The following is a 15,991-nucleotide window of genomic DNA, read 5'->3' as shown; positions in this document are numbered from 1 at the left end:
CGCTTTTTTATCAGCCGGTTGACATAATCGGGGCCTAGTTTCTAAGTTATCAGTTAAATAGGTCATTTTTATGTCAATGAAAGTTGCATTTATAGGTTTAGGCGTAATGGGTTACCCAATGGCGGGGCATTTGGCAAAAGCAGGGCACAGCGTATGCGTTTATAACCGCACGCAAGCTAAAGCACAAGCGTGGACTGCAGAACATTCAGGAAGCTTTGCACCCACCCCGCGCGAAGCTGCCAGCAATGCCGACATCGTATTTATGTGTGTTGGTAACGATGACGACTTACGCTCAGTAGTGTATGGCGACGACGGCGTGTTAGCAGGCATGCTGCCGCACACTGTTTTGGTTGATCACACCACAACCTCTGCCGAAGTAGCACGCGAAGTAGCTGCAAAAGCTGAACTACAAAATATCGACTTTATAGATGCACCAGTTTCGGGCGGACAAGCTGGCGCCGAAAACGGCGTATTAACGGTTATGGCGGGTGGTAGTGAAGCCGTATTTGCTAAAGTGCAGCCAGTTATGGCGGCGTTTAGCCGTTTTAGTCAATTACTAGGCGGCGTTGGCTCGGGTCAATTATGCAAAATGGTTAATCAAATTTGTATTGCGGGCGCAGTACAAGGGTTAGCCGAAGGCTTACATTTTGCCAAACAAGCAGGGCTTGACGGCGAAAAAGTAATAGAGACAATATCTAAAGGCGCAGCCGGTTCGTGGCAAATGGAAAACCGCTACAAAACAATGTGGGCAGGGGAATATGAGTTTGGTTTTGCCGTAGATTGGATGCGTAAAGATTTAGGCATAGCACTCGATGAAGCTAAAAACAACGGCGCAACACTGCCAATGACCGCAACGGTCGATCAATACTACGCCGATGTGCAAGCACTTGGCGGCGGCAGATACGACACCTCAAGCTTGTTAGCACGTATTGAAGCATTGCATAAAAAGTAACGCTGTAGACGCGAAACTTGCTTGCGTATAAAAACGTAGTTTTTAAAATAGTAAAGATATTAAAAGCTGCGCTTTTCACGTGAGCAAGCTCAACGTCTACCGCCAAAGTGTAGCTGTGATTTTTACTTGTAGACGCGAAGCTTGCTTGCGTGACGGGCAGAGCCCGTAAATACTTAAAGCAAGTTACATACTTTGTGCGTAGTTATATAGCGCCTTTAAAATAGTCAGATTTTTTTCGCTGTCGTCATGTTCATGCGCTAGGTTTTCAAGGGTGATCATAAAATCTTGCGCATTAATCGATGGTTGATCTTCCCCATGCATTAACTTGTTTTGGCAATACTGGCGCCATTGGTCAAGCTCTTGCTGGTTTAGCGTTTCAGGCCAATTACGGGCGCGGTATCTAAACAACAACGTATTAAACTTTTTATCTTCAAAGTCTAAATTCAAACCGGCTAATTCATCTGGTTTTGCATCACGAATAATCGCAAATTTAGCTTTATCAGCATGGCTTGTAAAACCATCGTAAAGTAAGTAGTCAACGTTAGTGGTTGCGCTGTAATCGCCTTGCTCGTTAAACACTTCGGTTACTTTATCGCGAAGGTTGGTATTGGCTTTTAAAATAGCTAAGTTAGCTAAGCACAGCTCGCGATCAATCCCAAGGCGGGCGGCGTTTTCAGGCAATAATGTTTTAGCGGGGGCTAAAATAGGGCACTTGTTTAAATGCACTAGTTTTAAGCCAACAGGTAAATCGTCTTCGGCTAAATCTACACGTTTGGTGTATAAACGTTTGCGTAACTCTTCTACATTTAAATCAATGAGTACTTGTGGGTTTTGAGTTAAATCAAAACAAATAACCGCGTTTTTATTAACCGGATGAAAGCTCATTGGTGCAATCCAGCTTGTACAGCCTTGTGTTGCAGGTATGCGCGATGTGGTATGCACCAGCGGCGTCATGTTAAATACATCAACCAATTCAGCAAGAGCTTTTTTGCCACGCAGCCCAAAAAAGAAGTTATACAGCTTTGGCTGTTTTTCTTTTATTAGTTTAGCCAGTGCAATAGTGGCGGTTACATCGCTTAGCGCATCGTGCGCAGCGGCGTGTTCAATACCATTAGCTACCGTTAAATGTTCTAGCTTAAAGCTTGGGCTGCCGTCTTCTTTTAACGGCCATTCAATGCCTTCAGGGCGCAGCGCGTAACAAGCGCGTACTAAATCAATAATATCCCAGCGACTATTATTATTTTTGTATTCGCGCTCGTATGGGTCGTAAAAATTACGGTAAAAGCTATAACGGCTTACTTCGTCATCAAACCGAATACTGTTATAACCGGCAACACAGGTGTTTGGCACGCTAAATTCGGCATGAATTTTTGCTATAAATTCAGCTTCAACTAAGCCTTTTTTCATCGCCACTTGTGGCGTAATACCCGTAATTAAACACGCCTCAGGGTGAGGCAAGTAATCCGCTTGCGGCTTACAATATTCAATAAGCGGCTCGCCAATAATATTTAAATCAAGATCGGTACGAATACCCGCAAATTGGCTCGGCTTATCCTTTTGTGGGCTCGCCCCCCAAGTCTCGTAGTCGTGCCAGTAAAGCGATGGTTGTTCATTCAAGTTCATAGTTGTAAAGCCTTGCGTTTCAATCTTTTGAATTTACTGAATAATTTTTAATTTTTGGAATTCTCATTCATTAAAGCTTTATTTTATAGCTTTTCTATTAATTGAAATTGTGTACACTGGTGTGTGCAGATAAAAAAATTGGTGTGTACAAAAAAATGAGTCTAACAGACAGTAAATTAAAAAAGTTTCTTAATAAGTCACATGATAAGCCTTTTGAGCTTGCAGATCGAGACTCGCTTAGTATAAGAGTCTCTCAGAAGGGTAAAATCGCTTGGCAATATAGGTTCAGACACAACGGAAAGGCCGATAGACTTTCGCTCGGAAATTACCCTGCAATTTCGTTGTCCCAAGCAAGAGCTTTGGTTCCTGAGTTAAGGCTGTGTATTCAAGAAGGCAAAAACCCTAAATCTGTAATGGGCAAGAGTCGTCAGGCTAAAAGCAAAAAAATTATGACTCTCGAAGATTTGTGCTTAATGTGGTTAGAAAAAGTTTCTGCTATTGAACACAAAGAAAACACGCAAGCAACTCATGGCACAACTGTAAGAAAGTGGATTTTAAATGAGCCTATAAAAAAGCCGCTAAAGGAAAAGTGGGTCAAGAAAAACCTTAATATGCCGTTCGATGAGATTACTAGTCAAAATTGGATGGATTTTTTTGAATGGGTAAAGTCTGAAAAAAGCGCCAACATGGCAGGCGTAGTCTTTAAACTATTAAAATCTGTTATTACTTGGGGTGTTAAATGGGAGTTAGTATCAAATTCAAACCTACTACTATTTAAAGTAAAAGATGTAGGTAAAGCCCCTAATGTTGGGGAGCGGACTCCCAGTTTATACGAAGCAGCCATGATGTGGTTAGAAATTGATAAATCTAAAGCTTTACCACAAACAAAAATCTGTCTGAAACTTATAATTTTGCTTGGCGCTAGAAATAGCACAGTACGTAATATGAAATGGGAAGACTTAGATTTAGTAAATATGATTTGGACTATCCCTGTGCCTAAGGGACAAAAGCAAGCAACTCGGAGGGGAGCTCTTGAAGGCGATGTGAGCTCTCAAAGGCCTGAAAGGCATCCAATCCCAAGCAAAGTCAAAGAACTGTTAGAAGAAATAGCACTTATTTATGGAAAAACGGGGTATGTTTTTAAAGGTGATGGTGACAACAGCAACAAAGAAATTACTACTCATGCTTTAAACCGTTTTTGCACAAGGATGTCTTCTAAACTATTTATGAAGCACCAAATATCTAAAATTGTTCCGCATGACTTTAGGCGCATGCTACAAACTACGCTCTGTGAAATTGATTCAAAATGGTTAGTAATCACAGAGCGTATGTTAGGCCATAAACTCAAAGGGACTATGAAGCACTACAACAAAGCCGATTATTTAGATGAGCAATTAGAGGCTTATGAACTACTTTGGTCAAAGTTAAAGCTAGAAATTGAAAAAATTAATAGCTAAATAATGCTGTTATTAATAAGAGCTACAAAAATAGACGTTAGTAGCTCTTATTAAATTAAAGTTAACTTTACTAATTTTAATTGCCGGCAATAGCTAACCCGCCTGACCCAAAATATACTCTTCAACGTGCGCGGTAATAAAAATTCTCTTTCTGTAATTCTGTAAAGGCTTAGGGAAGCCATGCTTAAACTGTGAATTGTCTTGATTGCTTTGTGTGTAATTGTAATAACTAGTTCTAGACATATTTAAAACTTGGCATAGTTGCTTCAGTGACATAGTAGGGCCGAATAATTCAGATAAGTTCATTTTCTATCCTCACATAAAGTAATTTTTCCTCGCCCTAAGTAGGTTTTACCCAGGCGAACTTTTGTGATTCTTTGCTAATTTCTTAAATTAATTTCGAATCGGCTTAAGTAGTTTCGACTTATACGAACTATGGCGATTTGCATAAAATTATTTAAATTAATTTCGAATCAGCTTAGGTAGTTTCGGCTTAAACAAACTATTACGGTTTGTAGAAAAATATTTAAATTAATTTCTAATAGCCTTGGTTAACTTTTTGTGTGCGGTTTTAGATGGCTAGGGCTTTGTCATAATTTACGTTAAATTCAGGGGGCATAATTGAGCAATTAGATTTGCTGCTAACTGAGGCTATATTTTTAAGGTTAGGCTTCCTATCTAGTAAAAAAGGCATACCAAAGTCTCCCTCCCAATCAAGCCTGTTCAAGATTATTTAAAAAATGAGTTTTTCTATTTAGATTATTGATTGATAAAGAATGGATTAGGTATAATTCTCTTTTTTACAGGGAGTAGTAAGTTGTCATTTCCTCAGGTATCTGTCATCGGTAATGCTAAGATAAAATCGTCTCAATTAAAGGATATGGCTGAGGCCGTAGGCTTAATTATTAATGATCTTGGCTTTCATCTGGTTTGTGGTGGTTTGGGTGGCGTAATGGAAGCCAGCTGTAAAGGGCATAAATCAGGGGCTGAACCAAGTCAAACAATCGGCATACTGCCGTCTCTTAAAGAGAGTACAGCAAATAAATACACTGATATTATTATACCATCTGGGTTAGATATTGGTCGAAATCAGCTAGTTGTATCTAGTGGATTTGCCATTGTCGTTTTGGGTGGTGGTGCGGGGACCTTAAGTGAAATAGCTTTAGCATCCCAAATAAACAAGCCAATACTTTTAATGAAAGGCTCTGGAGGCTGGGCTGACAAATTGACAGATGAGTATTTGGACCAACGTTGTAATTCAAAGCTTTATCATATTAGTAGTTTAGATGAATTAAGAATAACGCTTCAAAAATTGTCTTTGCTTGAGTCAAAAAGTGGTTCTATAGACAGTGGTCATAATCGATGAAATTACTCATTCCAATAAGTTACTTTTTCGGAAGTCCAAAAAGTGAGTTGTGGCAATTAGATACAGAGACAAAGAAAAGGAGTTTATTAGCCACTCTACCTTCCTCTGAGAGAGATGTTGCAGGCAAAGGTTTTACCAGTGTTACATGGATTAGTAATGACTTGCTTGTGGGTTGTGATTTTAATCGTGTATTTATTATTGACCGTAAATTATGCGAGTTAAAAAAAATAAATACAGACAAACAATATAATGATTTACATCATGTTAGCTTTGATGGTCACTTAATTCATATAGCTAATACAGGGCGTGATTGTATCGATGTTTTAGACAATCAATTACAGTCTGTTAGCCGATTAGAGTTTCTTCCAACAGAAGAAATATCATCAAGGATTAAAGGGGAATATAAAGCTCAAGGTGATTATTACGATCATGAAGCGATAAATATTGATTTTCACCTACGTAAGGTGCCTGATGCTCTGCATATCAATCATGTGATCAAAGTGGGTAAAGAACTTGAAAACAAAGTTATCGTAACAAGTTTTAAAAAAAAATGCTTAATTGACGCTAAAACTCTAGAGCCACTCAGTAATAAATTACCTGAACAACCCCATGATGGCTTTATTGACAAGAAGTATATTTGGATAACCACTGTCTCAGGGAAAGTGTTTCGTTCTAATCTATCGCTACCTTTTAATTTTGAATTGTTTTTTGATCTATTTCGGGTAGCCAAGTTCAAAGGGTGGTGTCGAGGTTTATTAGTTGTTAATGACGCTTTATTTATAGGGGTCACTGCTATTCACAAGGAAACTAATCGGACAAACTGGCTTAATAGTCCAGTAAAGAACACTCGAACGGGAGTTTATCAGATCAATTTAACTTCATTAAATATTGAACACTTCTATGATTTTAGCCATACAAACGGTTCCCGTATATTTTCATTAGTCAGTGATTATTTTGATGGATAAGCAACCAAGGATTTACATGCTTCATCGTGTCCTTAAAAATTACGATGAAAAGAACTATTACTATCAGCGACAAACAGGCATTAGCTGGAAGAAGTTCATCGAACTACTTGATACTATAGAGAAAAAAGGTTGGAAAACTAAGCCAATTTCTGCTCTGGCGAAAGGATATACACATAATGATGTATTTATTACTTTCGATGATGGATATAGAGATAATATTGGTGCATTTGATGAATTAATTAATCGTGGAATGATCGCTACAGTTTATCCCGTGAAGGATTTTGTTTTAGATGGTTTTTCTCCGATAGATGATATGGCTCTTCACTTGATGTCGACACCGAATGTACCTAAAGACCTTAGTCTATCATTGCTCGGTGGGCGATTAAAAAGAATATTACGAGGTATAACAGCCTCGAGATATAGGTATCTCCGACAACGTTTGTTTGGCATAGATGTGGATGCGGATTCTACTCATTTATTTATTCAGGAGCATCATCTAAAACTGTACAATAGCCAAGGAATTGAACTGGGTATTCACGGGTGTAGCCACAGAGCATTTACCCAACTTTCTCCAAGTGAGCTAAATAAAGAGTTAACTGAAAATTATAATTGGATCAGAGGATTGGGATGTAGAGAATCGATGTCTATTTGCTTCCCTCATGGTAAACATAATAAGAAAGTAATTGAGCAAAGCCAGCTATTTGGCTTAATTCATTTAGGTGTCGACTGTGAGACATTTTACCCATCAGTTTTAAGGAGAATACATATTACGGAAGATTATTGTGGGTGACCTTAATGCTAAGCTTTGCGCATTGCTCAAGAATCAATTAGAGACTTTTCCATTTCACAATTTAGGGCAGTTATTGGGGAAGAAGGTTATTAATGGGGGGACTTGTTTTGATCACGCACTAAGCTTGCGCGCTCACATAACTAAAATGGGTCTTAGCGGAACATTACATGAGGCTGAGGTTTGCATGACAGGTTTAAACTCACATCGTTTGATCCGAGTTGAATCTTCAGACAAGGTTAGCTTTTTAGATTCTGGCACGGGCTGGCCAACTATATATCAGGCTCATGCTTGCGATATCTATCGAGAGTATACTTCAGCAGGAATACGCTTTCGAATTGTCAAAGAGTCAAACAAGCTTCTTGTCAAACGACACGATGGTCGACAATGGCGTGATATGAACCGTATTGCATTAGTCGCTCAAAATGAAGAGATTATATTATCCAAATACCCTAACAGGTATCTCCAACAACTGCCTTACAGCCAAGAACTTCGGTTTTGCTGGTTAATGAATGAAAAGTTTTATCGAATTACAGGTTTCTGTTTAGCAGTATACGAAGCAGGAAAAAATACTCAAAAATACAGCCTAACACCGATAGAGCTTTTGCGTTTTGTCCAGAGTAGCTTTCCCGAATTGATTTCGGACTTAAAAATATATCTAGAGAGTATTAGTTGATGTGCGGGTTTGTTGTAAGTGTCACTGAAGGACAATCTAATTTAAATAAGAAAGTAGGAAAGGATATTCTATCTCGGGGCGAAGACCATTCTAGCTTAGAAACCATTCATTTTAATGGAATACCTATACATTTTGAATTTTCGCATTTATTTATAACTTCTCCCCAAGTTGTTCAACCAATACAAAGTATGTCGAAAATTTTAGTACTGAATGGTGAGATATATAATTATCAAGAATTGGCTGAGATACTTGGTCTCGAATTAAATAAGTTTAATGATGTAGGTATTTTTTTTGAGTATATAGAGCGTTACGGTTTAACTCAGGCCATGACGATGGCAAATGGAATGTACTCAGGTGTTCTTTTCGATAAATCAACGGGAGATTTGAGAGTTTTTACAGATCATGTTGGTAAAAAGCCTTTGCTCGTTTGGAATAGTAGTATGGGATGGCATATAGGAACGGGCGTTGATACTGGTTATATAGATGCATACACTAATACGTTAGATGTAATCTCCCCTGGAGTATCAAAGTTTGATATAAAAACTGGGGTAGTATGCAAAGAATACCTCCATCAATACACTGTGACCAATAAACGAAGCTTTGTTGATATTATCGAAAGTGCTATAGCACTTCGAATTCCTAAGGATATCCCATTCGCTGTAGCTTTAAGTGGTGGGCTAGATAGTTCGATTATTGCTTATATTTTAGAGACAAGATTAAGCAAAAGTGCAAGATATTACGTCGTGGCTGACAGTTATCCCGATTCAGTTTTGACGTTATTAGAACATCTAAAGGTTTGTCCTAGTCGTGTCGTTTTAATTAAGCCACCGACACAAAGTGAGCTCTTAGGATTAATTAAAAAAACATGCGAAATTACAAAAAGCTATAACCCTTCAATTATATCAAATGGACTAGCAACACTATTACTCAGTAAGGTTGTACAAGCAGACGGTATCCGCGTTTTGTTATCAGGTGAAGGTGCAGATGAGTATTTCTGTGGTTATCAAGGAATGTACAATGGTCGTAATGACCCTGAGAAAATGAGAGCTTGTTTGATTGAAAACCTCCATTACACGGAATTGAGACGCTTAGATCTTATTACTGCTAGCCATAGTATAGAGGCTCGTTGCCCATTTTTAGATAATCGCGTCACTCAGTTTGCATTAGCACATGACGTTCAAGATCTTTGCGACATTTCTTTGAACGTGGGAAAAACAATACTAAGAGATACATTTAAACATGTATTACCCAACTCAATAATTCATGCTCCTAAAGAGCCTTTCGATATTACCTCAGGTTTGCAAAAAATGGTTATAGATGAATTAAAGAAAATATCTACGACAGAAAGAACAGCATTAAGATCCATTTTTGAACAAATTATGGATAACACTTCTATAGCTAATCATCATTACTTCTCCCATTACCCAACTTTTGACACGATGATTGAACGACGTGAGCTTAAATACAAGCAGAGGGATATATGATCGATAATCAAGTGGTTGCAGTCGTTGGGCTAGGGTATGTCGGGTATCCGCTTGCAATAGCATTTGGTCAGCATATACAAACAGTAGGTTTTGACATAAACGAAACTAGAATCTCTGAATTACATGAAAGTAATGATCGCACCAATGAAAGCGATATTAAGTTAGTTGAAAGTGCTGAGCATTTAACTTTGTCTAATGATCTAGAGTGTATTCGAAGAGCGAATATATATATTGTCACTACACCTACTCCAGTTGATAAGGCATACCAACCGGAGTTAAGTGCGGTATTGAATGCTGCAAAGATGGTTGGTTCTGTGATTTCAACTAACGATATTGTTGTCCTAGAATCTACAGTATATCCTGGTGTTACAGAGGGAGTGTTTGCTTCTGAAATTGAAAAAACAAGTGGATTGCTTGCAAATATTGACTTTCAGCTAGGGTACAGTCCTGAGCGGATTAATCCAGGAGATGAGCTTCATCGCTTACAACATATAGTAAAGGTTGTTTCTGCCACAAATACATCTACTTTAGAAATATTATCTCAATTATATGAACTTATAGTTCCTGCTGGAGTATTAAAAGCTGAGTCAATAAGAACAGCTGAGTTATCTAAGTTAATAGAAAACACCCAGCGTGATGTTAATATTGCATTTATAAACGAAATGTATCAGTTATCGGACAAGTTGAAATTAGATTTTAACAAGGTATTAGAATGCGCCAGTAGTAAGTGGAATTTTCTAGATTTTAAACCTGGGTTAGTTGGTGGACACTGCGTTGCTGTTGATCCGTATTACTTAATTCATTCTCAGGTTATGAATGGAGTTGCACCTCGTATAACAAATACAGCACGGCAAGTTAACGGGGATATGGTTAGTTACGTTGCAAATACATTTTTGAAAAAGTTAATTCGGGCTGGCCTTTCACTACCTTCCACAAGAATCTTAATCTTGGGTGTGAGTTTTAAACCCAACTGTCCTGACGTTAGAAACTCTAAACATTTTGAAGTTATAAGAGAATTGATAGATTTTGGAGCAAAGCCACTTATTTACGACCCAGTTGTTAAGTGGGAAGATACCCAAAACTACATTGTTGAAGAACAAATGCCTACAGGCCCTTTTGATGCGATATTGTTGCTAGTACCTCATGATGAAATTGTTCGCGACTTACTACTCAAGGGGACCTCTATGATACATGAAAACACCATCTTCTTCTCTTTAGACTCACAATATACAGATTTACTGAAATGACTATAGAATTAACAGAATATAATAAATTCATCTCTATGGCCTCAATTGTTGGGGATTCCCTAGGTAATAAAAATGCTATTGATTTTGTTACTAGCTTCCTTGAAGGTTTAGGCTTCAATATTCGGATTTCAAATACTAAACATACAGCTCAACCTACAATAATAGCGCACTATTCAGGACGGCTATGTGATAAAAAAATAGTCATTTATGGTCATTATGATGTTGCTCCTGTGAAAAGTGAGAATAATTGGCTCAGTGAAAACCCATTCTTATTAAAACGTATCAATGGTCGTATTTATGGACGAGGAATAGCCGATAACAAGGGGCCTCTGTTAGCTCGGATGCTTGCTATGAAATCATTAATATTATCGAAAAAAGCAATCCCTGAAATTATGTGGTTAATTCAAGGTGAGGAAGAAATTATGCATGGGAATAGAGTTGCCTATGATATTTTTAAGCATGAGATAAGTTCATTTGGTGCAAATACTTACATTGAGGAAACAGGATTTAATAATTTAGATACAGGATCTCAAATTGCATTTCTATGGTCGCCATCTCTGACTGATTTACAGTTATCTTCGTGGCATGATTTACTAAATCACAGCTTGGATAATCCGAATATCGAATATCGTCATCTAAATAAGCTAAATGGCATCAAAGCTTGTCCTCTTCTAGCCAATTTGCCCAAAGACTCTGTTTATATTGGGTTTGGTCCTAATGATCGCTTGCATAATATCCATCAAGATAATGAATCATTAGATGAGAGTAATCTTTTAAAGCACCAAAAACAATTTGAAAATTTTTTAGCAAATTATGCGTCGTATAGCCATGCAGTCTAACAACATCATTAACGTGGTATTGGCCAGTGCTGATATAGATGTGGCAAACAGTTTGTTGAAAAGCATGCATCAAGCGTTACCTAGTTTTGAGATTAAAGCGTCCATCTTATTATTTGGTATAACAGAACCAAGAAAAATTTATCAGTTTTGTCGTCCAGTTGAAATAATAGATATAGTTACGTACTACCCACCTATTGTGGATAGTCGAAATATCTGCCAAGCACACCTTCGTCGTAAAATGAACGAATTTGGGGGAATCGGATTTATACTTGATGATGATTTATCTTGGACACTACCTGAAAATGAATTTATTACTGTGCTTGAAAAATTGAAAAAAGCGGGCTGTGATATGGCTTTTAGTGCGCTATCAGGTGATTCACCTATCCCAAAGGAATATACTCGAACAAGCCCCTTACTCGATGTTTTGATAGCTATTGCAGTCCAATATAATGACTCTAAAGCTATGAAAATAAAAGAGTATGTTACAAAGGTAGATATATCTGAAAAAATCGAAAGTAATATTAATACTCATCATGACTTTTATACTTTTACCCATAAAAAATTTCATAAATATGATGTGGATATAGCAACTATCAATTGGCATGATTTCATTAATCGATTAGTAAAGGGTAAATCTACAACCCGAACCACACCAACACCAATTACAATAACGCCAGCAAAAGGAAGAGAGCGGGGTGGTGCAACACTTATACTAAATGTTGATGTATTACTTTGTAAAAATGATGCAATGCGCTATTTGAATTTATATAGTCGCCGCAGTGATATGATTATGGCAACGGATGCTGCGAATTATAACTTTAAACTATTTAATACTCCGCCTATGTTAAAACACCTTAGAGATGAAGCATTTGATACTCATGATAGTAAAAAGTTAATAGGCGATATCCTTGGGTATGCACTTGTTGAATCTAAAGAAGGAGCTAATTTTTGCGCGAAAAAATTTGCGACAAACGTATCTCAACGAATTGAACATACAAAATTTTTACTAATGGAATCATCAAAAATGATGGAGTTACTAGATTTATGGTTAAAAAATAATAATTATATTGAATTGGATGTAAGTAGCTTGGTTAAATCCATGATTGCAGAAAATGAGAAAACTTACTTAGCGCTTACGTCCATTGACTTAGGAGTTGTTAATCAGTCTTTCAACACATTTATTTATAATAGAATTAACTATTTAAAATCTGATGAAAGTACTGAGCTAGCTTGTTAGTATTTCGCTGCTCAGAATAAAGTGCCTTTTAGGGATCCTTAAGCTGCATTCTAGGCCTTAAAGTGACTTTTAGGTCACTTTAACTACCGACGCTTATACCCAAAAGTTTTGTATTGTTTTTACTTAATCTACTTTTTTAGCTTGTTTAATAAGCTTAATTAGAATTATCGTCAACACAGCAGCCGGTAATAACCATATAAAATCACTCATCTTAAATTCTCAATATTTGAAGTAGTACTTAAACCTTAATGATTTTGATGTGTTTTGCAAATTTAAGTCGTTTATCTATTACCTTTCAATTTTTCTCCTGACTTATGCCTAGTTAGTTTTAGGACAAATAACTAGGAAAAATAATGAAAGATCAAAAATCACCGTTTATACGCCAATATGTACGCGCTAGTAGATCACCGTGGGATGACAGTTCTACAATTTTGCTATTAGCTGATGTAGTTGATAAGCAAACACTAGAGATGGGCTTCACAAACTACATTTATCTACACCGAGATAGCGTGGGGAGTGTTTTGGGTATTAGTATTTCTCAACAGTTGTTAGCTGCTAACCCTGAGTTCTCGGAGAGGTATTTGGAAGGTATTGAGATGTATGCTTTTTTACTCATACATATTGAAGAAATAACAAAATTTTGTGGGTTGTTTACTGCAGAATTTGAGCAACTATTTATGCTAAAACCGAATGAGTATTTTGCAGCTACAGAGTGCCATTGGTTAGATATATTAGAAAATACCTAAAAACCTTTAGCGAACCACGTGGTTCGCTTTTTTATTTCCCTGCAACGCTACTAGTTATATGTATAGAACCAAAAATAAGTTACACACTGCATGTTCATTACTCCAAAAAATTGCACCGAGCCTGGCGCTAAACAGGCTTACCTACCTGAAGAGCCTTTGTGGTGATTCACTGCATTTAAATGAATATTCATACTCTGTATGACGTACAGGGTTATGTAGGGAGAAAACAATATAGCGATTGTTTTGGCGGCAGGGCCCGAATGCGCGGTCTTAGTTACCTAATGTAGACAGGTTAAAAATAAAAAGGAGTGAATAATATTCACTCCTTTTTTACATTCAAATTTTATCGTTTTGATATTCTATGCGAAATATCAACAATGCCTCTTAATTGTGCATACCTAATTAAAATAGGTCATATACATAAGAGATATTATGAAAAATAAACCAATAAAATGGCAGTTCGGGGTGATAGTTCGAACACTCTCAGATGTGTGCTCCATAAGCGGCTACACATTTGCGTTATCGGGTTGGCTTCATTACAAAAAGGTCTGTGATATACCATTAATTACAGATATGGCAGCTAACTCGTATGTACTATTGATTTTAGCGTGTTACGCAAGCCATTTGACATTGGATATTATTGCGCAGTGGTCTAATCGCCATTAACTTCTAGAGCATCATTTTGATGCTCTTTCTTATGAATAGAATAGGGCGGTAATTTCATCGCAAAATTTTGTGCGATACACAATCGCAGATTGTAATAACGCAGCATCTTTGTGAGTCATGAATGGTTGTTGGGTTCTCTTATTTATGCGCTCTGGGAGCTCTGTCAGTAACTGGGTGTGTAATCTTTTTATATCTTCAAATATTTGCGTAGATTGTGAAAATATAAATACCTGTTGGTAGTGGCCTGCTTTAAGTGAGGCGAGGTATTTGAGCAGTATAGTCTGACGTGTCGATTTACTTTTAAATGAGTTTTCAATTTCGATAGCAACGACGGTTCTATCTGGTAATACGGCCACACCGTCTACAATTCGCGCACTGCTTTGATTATAAAGTCGTTTAAATTCTGGCTCAGATAAAAATCCTGTCCATAGCGGCCTGTAAACGCCGTCTGAGGTATGGTTATGTAATCCGCGAAGGGCAACAAATGTATTCATCAGGTCGTGCATTATGTGGTTGTAGTTAACCTGCAGTGCGGGGTTTGATTTTGAGCGAAAGTAAGTATCAATACTGGTTTGCTCTTGTGCGTATTTAGCTCCTGAGTAGCTAGGAATATAGACCCGCCCATCAGGACTTCTATGTGTAGGGACCATCGTTAACAGTTTTTCGTCTACTAACTTATTTAAATGGGCAAGCGCTTGAGGTTGACTAATATTATAGAACCAGCGAATAATCACTGGCGCGACAATAGAAAACCTGACCGCAATGAGGACTGTTAGAGCAGCGCGGTTTATACCCTTTTGGTAGTTGTTAGCACCTACGTTATATCGCATATCAATGTCAAAATAGCGGGCGTATTGGTGAGTATAGTCGTTATCGTTTTGCATTCGTGTTCACTAAATCAGGAGTCATAATTTATATAACTCCCGAGTATGCGAAATTGACTGCTTATTTAGCGCGAACCATCAAAAATTGCCCATCGTTATATATATCACCAAACGCGATACTCATAAGCTTTTCACTACTGGCGCCGTTTCGTGATTTAGACTGCGCTATATCAACCACAGTCACTGCGTTAGTACTCAGTTTTAAATCTTTTGCTGCAATGAGCACGTTATCAACAGCACGCGCAATTTCAGTATGGCCACGGTAGTTTTTGCCTGTTTTATCTGTGTGGTGCAGTATCAAAATCCCCTTACCTTCGTTTCGCAATGCGTCAATGCATTTGTTGTAGTAGTTCCAGTCGTTTTGATTAAGCTCCTCTGCGGATGTATACAGTGCGGATAGGTTATCGAAAATCACTACATCGGCCCATTCAATATCACTGGCGAGTGCATCAAAACCGTCAGGCGTTGCAAGGTCGGGTATTCCCCCTTTAAAGCTTTTTTTATGGATTACTCTAAAAAATTGGTCACCAGGTCCAGCACCTATCGCGTTAAAAATATTGCCAAAACGTGTTTGTATCTGATGCAAACCTAATTCAGCATCAATATACAAAACTTTTTTAGCTTCGCACGGCTCATTACCAAAACTAGTAGTGCCAGCAGCAACACACGCTGCGATATACTGAGATATATAGGTTTTTCCAGAGCCAGCTCCGGCAGCAAGCAGTGTAGCCTCTCCGGCTGTTAATATTGAAGGTACAATGATGCATGGTTTAGGAATATCGGCCTGAACAATACTAAGTACGCTATCGGCTTTTCTTAATTGATGTAATGGATTAGGTGTGTTTGTTGATTCACTGTTTGGTGAAAATTGTTGGGTATGTTTTTGGTCATTCATATTTATAAACTCCTATAAAATTGCGATATTTCGGAATTTCTAAATAGGATGTCGAAAAACGAACTAATTGCGTTTTAAGTAAAATTATCCAATTTATTTTTAATTTTTTTAATTTTGTTTTTTAAACGTAGAAAATTTGTGTGAATTAAACCTATAAAGTAAGACCT

At 37.6% G+C, this 15,991-nt stretch carries 15 protein-coding genes; 12 read left to right on the top strand and 3 right to left on the bottom strand.

Features of this window, described 5'->3' with window-relative positions; genetic code table 11:
- The first annotated feature begins 70 nt into the window (after positions 1-70).
- A complete protein-coding gene (locus tag CWB66_RS11135) occupies positions 71-952 on the top strand; it encodes an NAD(P)-dependent oxidoreductase (protein ID WP_138585432.1) in 882 nt (293 codons plus the stop codon).
- Positions 953-1,135: 183 nt separating this feature from the next.
- On the opposite strand, the gene sbcB is transcribed toward CWB66_RS11135, so the two are convergent.
- Positions 1,136-2,575, bottom strand: a complete 1,440-nt coding sequence (gene sbcB, locus CWB66_RS11130; protein WP_138585431.1) for an exodeoxyribonuclease I — start codon at positions 2,573-2,575, stop codon at positions 1,136-1,138.
- A gap of 155 nt (positions 2,576-2,730) precedes the next feature.
- On the opposite strand from sbcB, the gene CWB66_RS11125 reads away from it, so the two are divergent.
- From CWB66_RS11125 to CWB66_RS11075, 11 genes are all read left to right on the top strand, one after another.
- A complete protein-coding gene (locus CWB66_RS11125; protein ID WP_138585430.1) occupies positions 2,731-4,032 on the top strand; it encodes a tyrosine-type recombinase/integrase in 1,302 nt (433 codons plus the stop codon).
- An 817-nt stretch (positions 4,033-4,849) separates the two neighbouring features.
- A complete protein-coding gene (locus CWB66_RS11120) occupies positions 4,850-5,398 on the top strand; it encodes a TIGR00725 family protein (RefSeq protein WP_138585429.1) in 549 nt (182 codons plus the stop codon).
- Positions 5,395-6,363 carry a hypothetical protein gene (locus CWB66_RS11115; RefSeq protein ID WP_138585428.1) on the top strand — a complete coding sequence of 323 codons (969 nt, stop codon included), beginning with the start codon at positions 5,395-5,397 and terminating at the stop codon, positions 6,361-6,363. Before CWB66_RS11120 ends, CWB66_RS11115 begins: the two co-directional genes overlap by 4 nt.
- A 16-nt stretch (positions 6,364-6,379) precedes the next feature.
- On the top strand, positions 6,380-7,153 hold the full coding sequence (locus CWB66_RS11110) for a polysaccharide deacetylase family protein (RefSeq protein ID WP_252371744.1): 774 nt from the start codon (positions 6,380-6,382) through the stop codon (positions 7,151-7,153).
- Complete coding sequence (locus CWB66_RS11105; protein WP_171037493.1) at positions 7,146-7,826, top strand: arylamine N-acetyltransferase; 681 nt, start codon at positions 7,146-7,148, stop codon at positions 7,824-7,826. The genes CWB66_RS11110 and CWB66_RS11105 overlap by 8 nt, the downstream gene beginning before the upstream one ends.
- Positions 7,826-9,310: an asparagine synthase-related protein gene (locus CWB66_RS11100; protein WP_138585425.1), complete on the top strand. Its 1,485-nt coding sequence runs from the start codon at positions 7,826-7,828 to the stop codon at positions 9,308-9,310. Before CWB66_RS11105 ends, CWB66_RS11100 begins: the two co-directional genes overlap by 1 nt.
- On the top strand, positions 9,307-10,557 hold the full coding sequence (locus CWB66_RS11095) for a nucleotide sugar dehydrogenase (protein WP_138585424.1): 1,251 nt from the start codon (positions 9,307-9,309) through the stop codon (positions 10,555-10,557). The genes CWB66_RS11100 and CWB66_RS11095 overlap by 4 nt, the downstream gene beginning before the upstream one ends.
- On the top strand, positions 10,554-11,396 hold the full coding sequence (locus tag CWB66_RS11090) for a M20/M25/M40 family metallo-hydrolase (protein ID WP_252371743.1): 843 nt from the start codon (positions 10,554-10,556) through the stop codon (positions 11,394-11,396). The genes CWB66_RS11095 and CWB66_RS11090 overlap by 4 nt, the downstream gene beginning before the upstream one ends.
- Positions 11,371-12,633, top strand: a complete 1,263-nt coding sequence (locus CWB66_RS11085) for a hypothetical protein (RefSeq protein WP_138585423.1) — start codon at positions 11,371-11,373, stop codon at positions 12,631-12,633. The genes CWB66_RS11090 and CWB66_RS11085 overlap by 26 nt, the downstream gene beginning before the upstream one ends.
- A 353-nt stretch (positions 12,634-12,986) precedes the next feature.
- Positions 12,987-13,379, top strand: coding sequence for a hypothetical protein (locus tag CWB66_RS11080; protein WP_138585422.1), 393 nt, complete (start codon positions 12,987-12,989; stop codon positions 13,377-13,379).
- Positions 13,380-13,811: 432 nt separating this feature from the next.
- Entirely contained in the window at positions 13,812-14,045 is a 234-nt protein-coding gene (locus CWB66_RS11075) for a hypothetical protein (RefSeq protein ID WP_138529418.1), read from the top strand.
- A gap of 29 nt (positions 14,046-14,074) precedes the next feature.
- Here CWB66_RS11075 and CWB66_RS11070 read toward each other — a convergent pair whose 3' ends face one another.
- Entirely contained in the window at positions 14,075-14,929 is an 855-nt protein-coding gene (locus CWB66_RS11070; RefSeq protein WP_138585421.1) for a hypothetical protein, read from the bottom strand.
- A 61-nt stretch (positions 14,930-14,990) separates the two neighbouring features.
- Entirely contained in the window at positions 14,991-15,824 is an 834-nt protein-coding gene (locus CWB66_RS11065; RefSeq protein ID WP_138585420.1) for an AAA family ATPase, read from the bottom strand.
- Positions 15,825-15,991 lie beyond the last annotated feature (167 nt).

Source organism: Pseudoalteromonas sp. S558 (assembly GCF_005886635.1).
GTDB classification, from domain to species: Bacteria; Pseudomonadota; Gammaproteobacteria; order Enterobacterales; family Alteromonadaceae; genus Pseudoalteromonas; species Pseudoalteromonas aliena.
Note: the sequence above shows the minus strand (reverse complement) of the source record. Positions and strands in the feature narration are given on the sequence as shown.

Excerpts from the sequence above, each read along its gene's own strand:
- CWB66_RS11135 (WP_138585432.1), top strand. The coding sequence starts at position 71 with ATGTCAATGAAAGTTGCATTTATAGGTTTAGGCGTAATGGGTTACCCA.
- sbcB (WP_138585431.1), bottom strand. The coding sequence starts at position 2,575 with ATGAACTTGAATGAACAACCATCGCTTTACTGGCACGACTACGAGACT.
- CWB66_RS11125 (WP_138585430.1), top strand. The coding sequence starts at position 2,731 with ATGAGTCTAACAGACAGTAAATTAAAAAAGTTTCTTAATAAGTCACAT.
- CWB66_RS11115 (WP_138585428.1), top strand. The coding sequence starts at position 5,395 with ATGAAATTACTCATTCCAATAAGTTACTTTTTCGGAAGTCCAAAAAGT.
- CWB66_RS11110 (WP_252371744.1), top strand. The coding sequence starts at position 6,380 with ATGCTTCATCGTGTCCTTAAAAATTACGATGAAAAGAACTATTACTAT.
- CWB66_RS11100 (WP_138585425.1), top strand. The coding sequence starts at position 7,826 with ATGTGCGGGTTTGTTGTAAGTGTCACTGAAGGACAATCTAATTTAAAT.
- CWB66_RS11095 (WP_138585424.1), top strand. The coding sequence starts at position 9,307 with ATGATCGATAATCAAGTGGTTGCAGTCGTTGGGCTAGGGTATGTCGGG.
- CWB66_RS11090 (WP_252371743.1), top strand. The coding sequence starts at position 10,554 with ATGACTATAGAATTAACAGAATATAATAAATTCATCTCTATGGCCTCA.
- CWB66_RS11085 (WP_138585423.1), top strand. The coding sequence starts at position 11,371 with ATGCGTCGTATAGCCATGCAGTCTAACAACATCATTAACGTGGTATTG.
- CWB66_RS11080 (WP_138585422.1), top strand. The coding sequence starts at position 12,987 with ATGAAAGATCAAAAATCACCGTTTATACGCCAATATGTACGCGCTAGT.
- CWB66_RS11075 (WP_138529418.1), top strand. The coding sequence starts at position 13,812 with ATGAAAAATAAACCAATAAAATGGCAGTTCGGGGTGATAGTTCGAACA.
- CWB66_RS11070 (WP_138585421.1), bottom strand. The coding sequence starts at position 14,929 with ATGCAAAACGATAACGACTATACTCACCAATACGCCCGCTATTTTGAC.
- CWB66_RS11065 (WP_138585420.1), bottom strand. The coding sequence starts at position 15,824 with ATGAATGACCAAAAACATACCCAACAATTTTCACCAAACAGTGAATCA.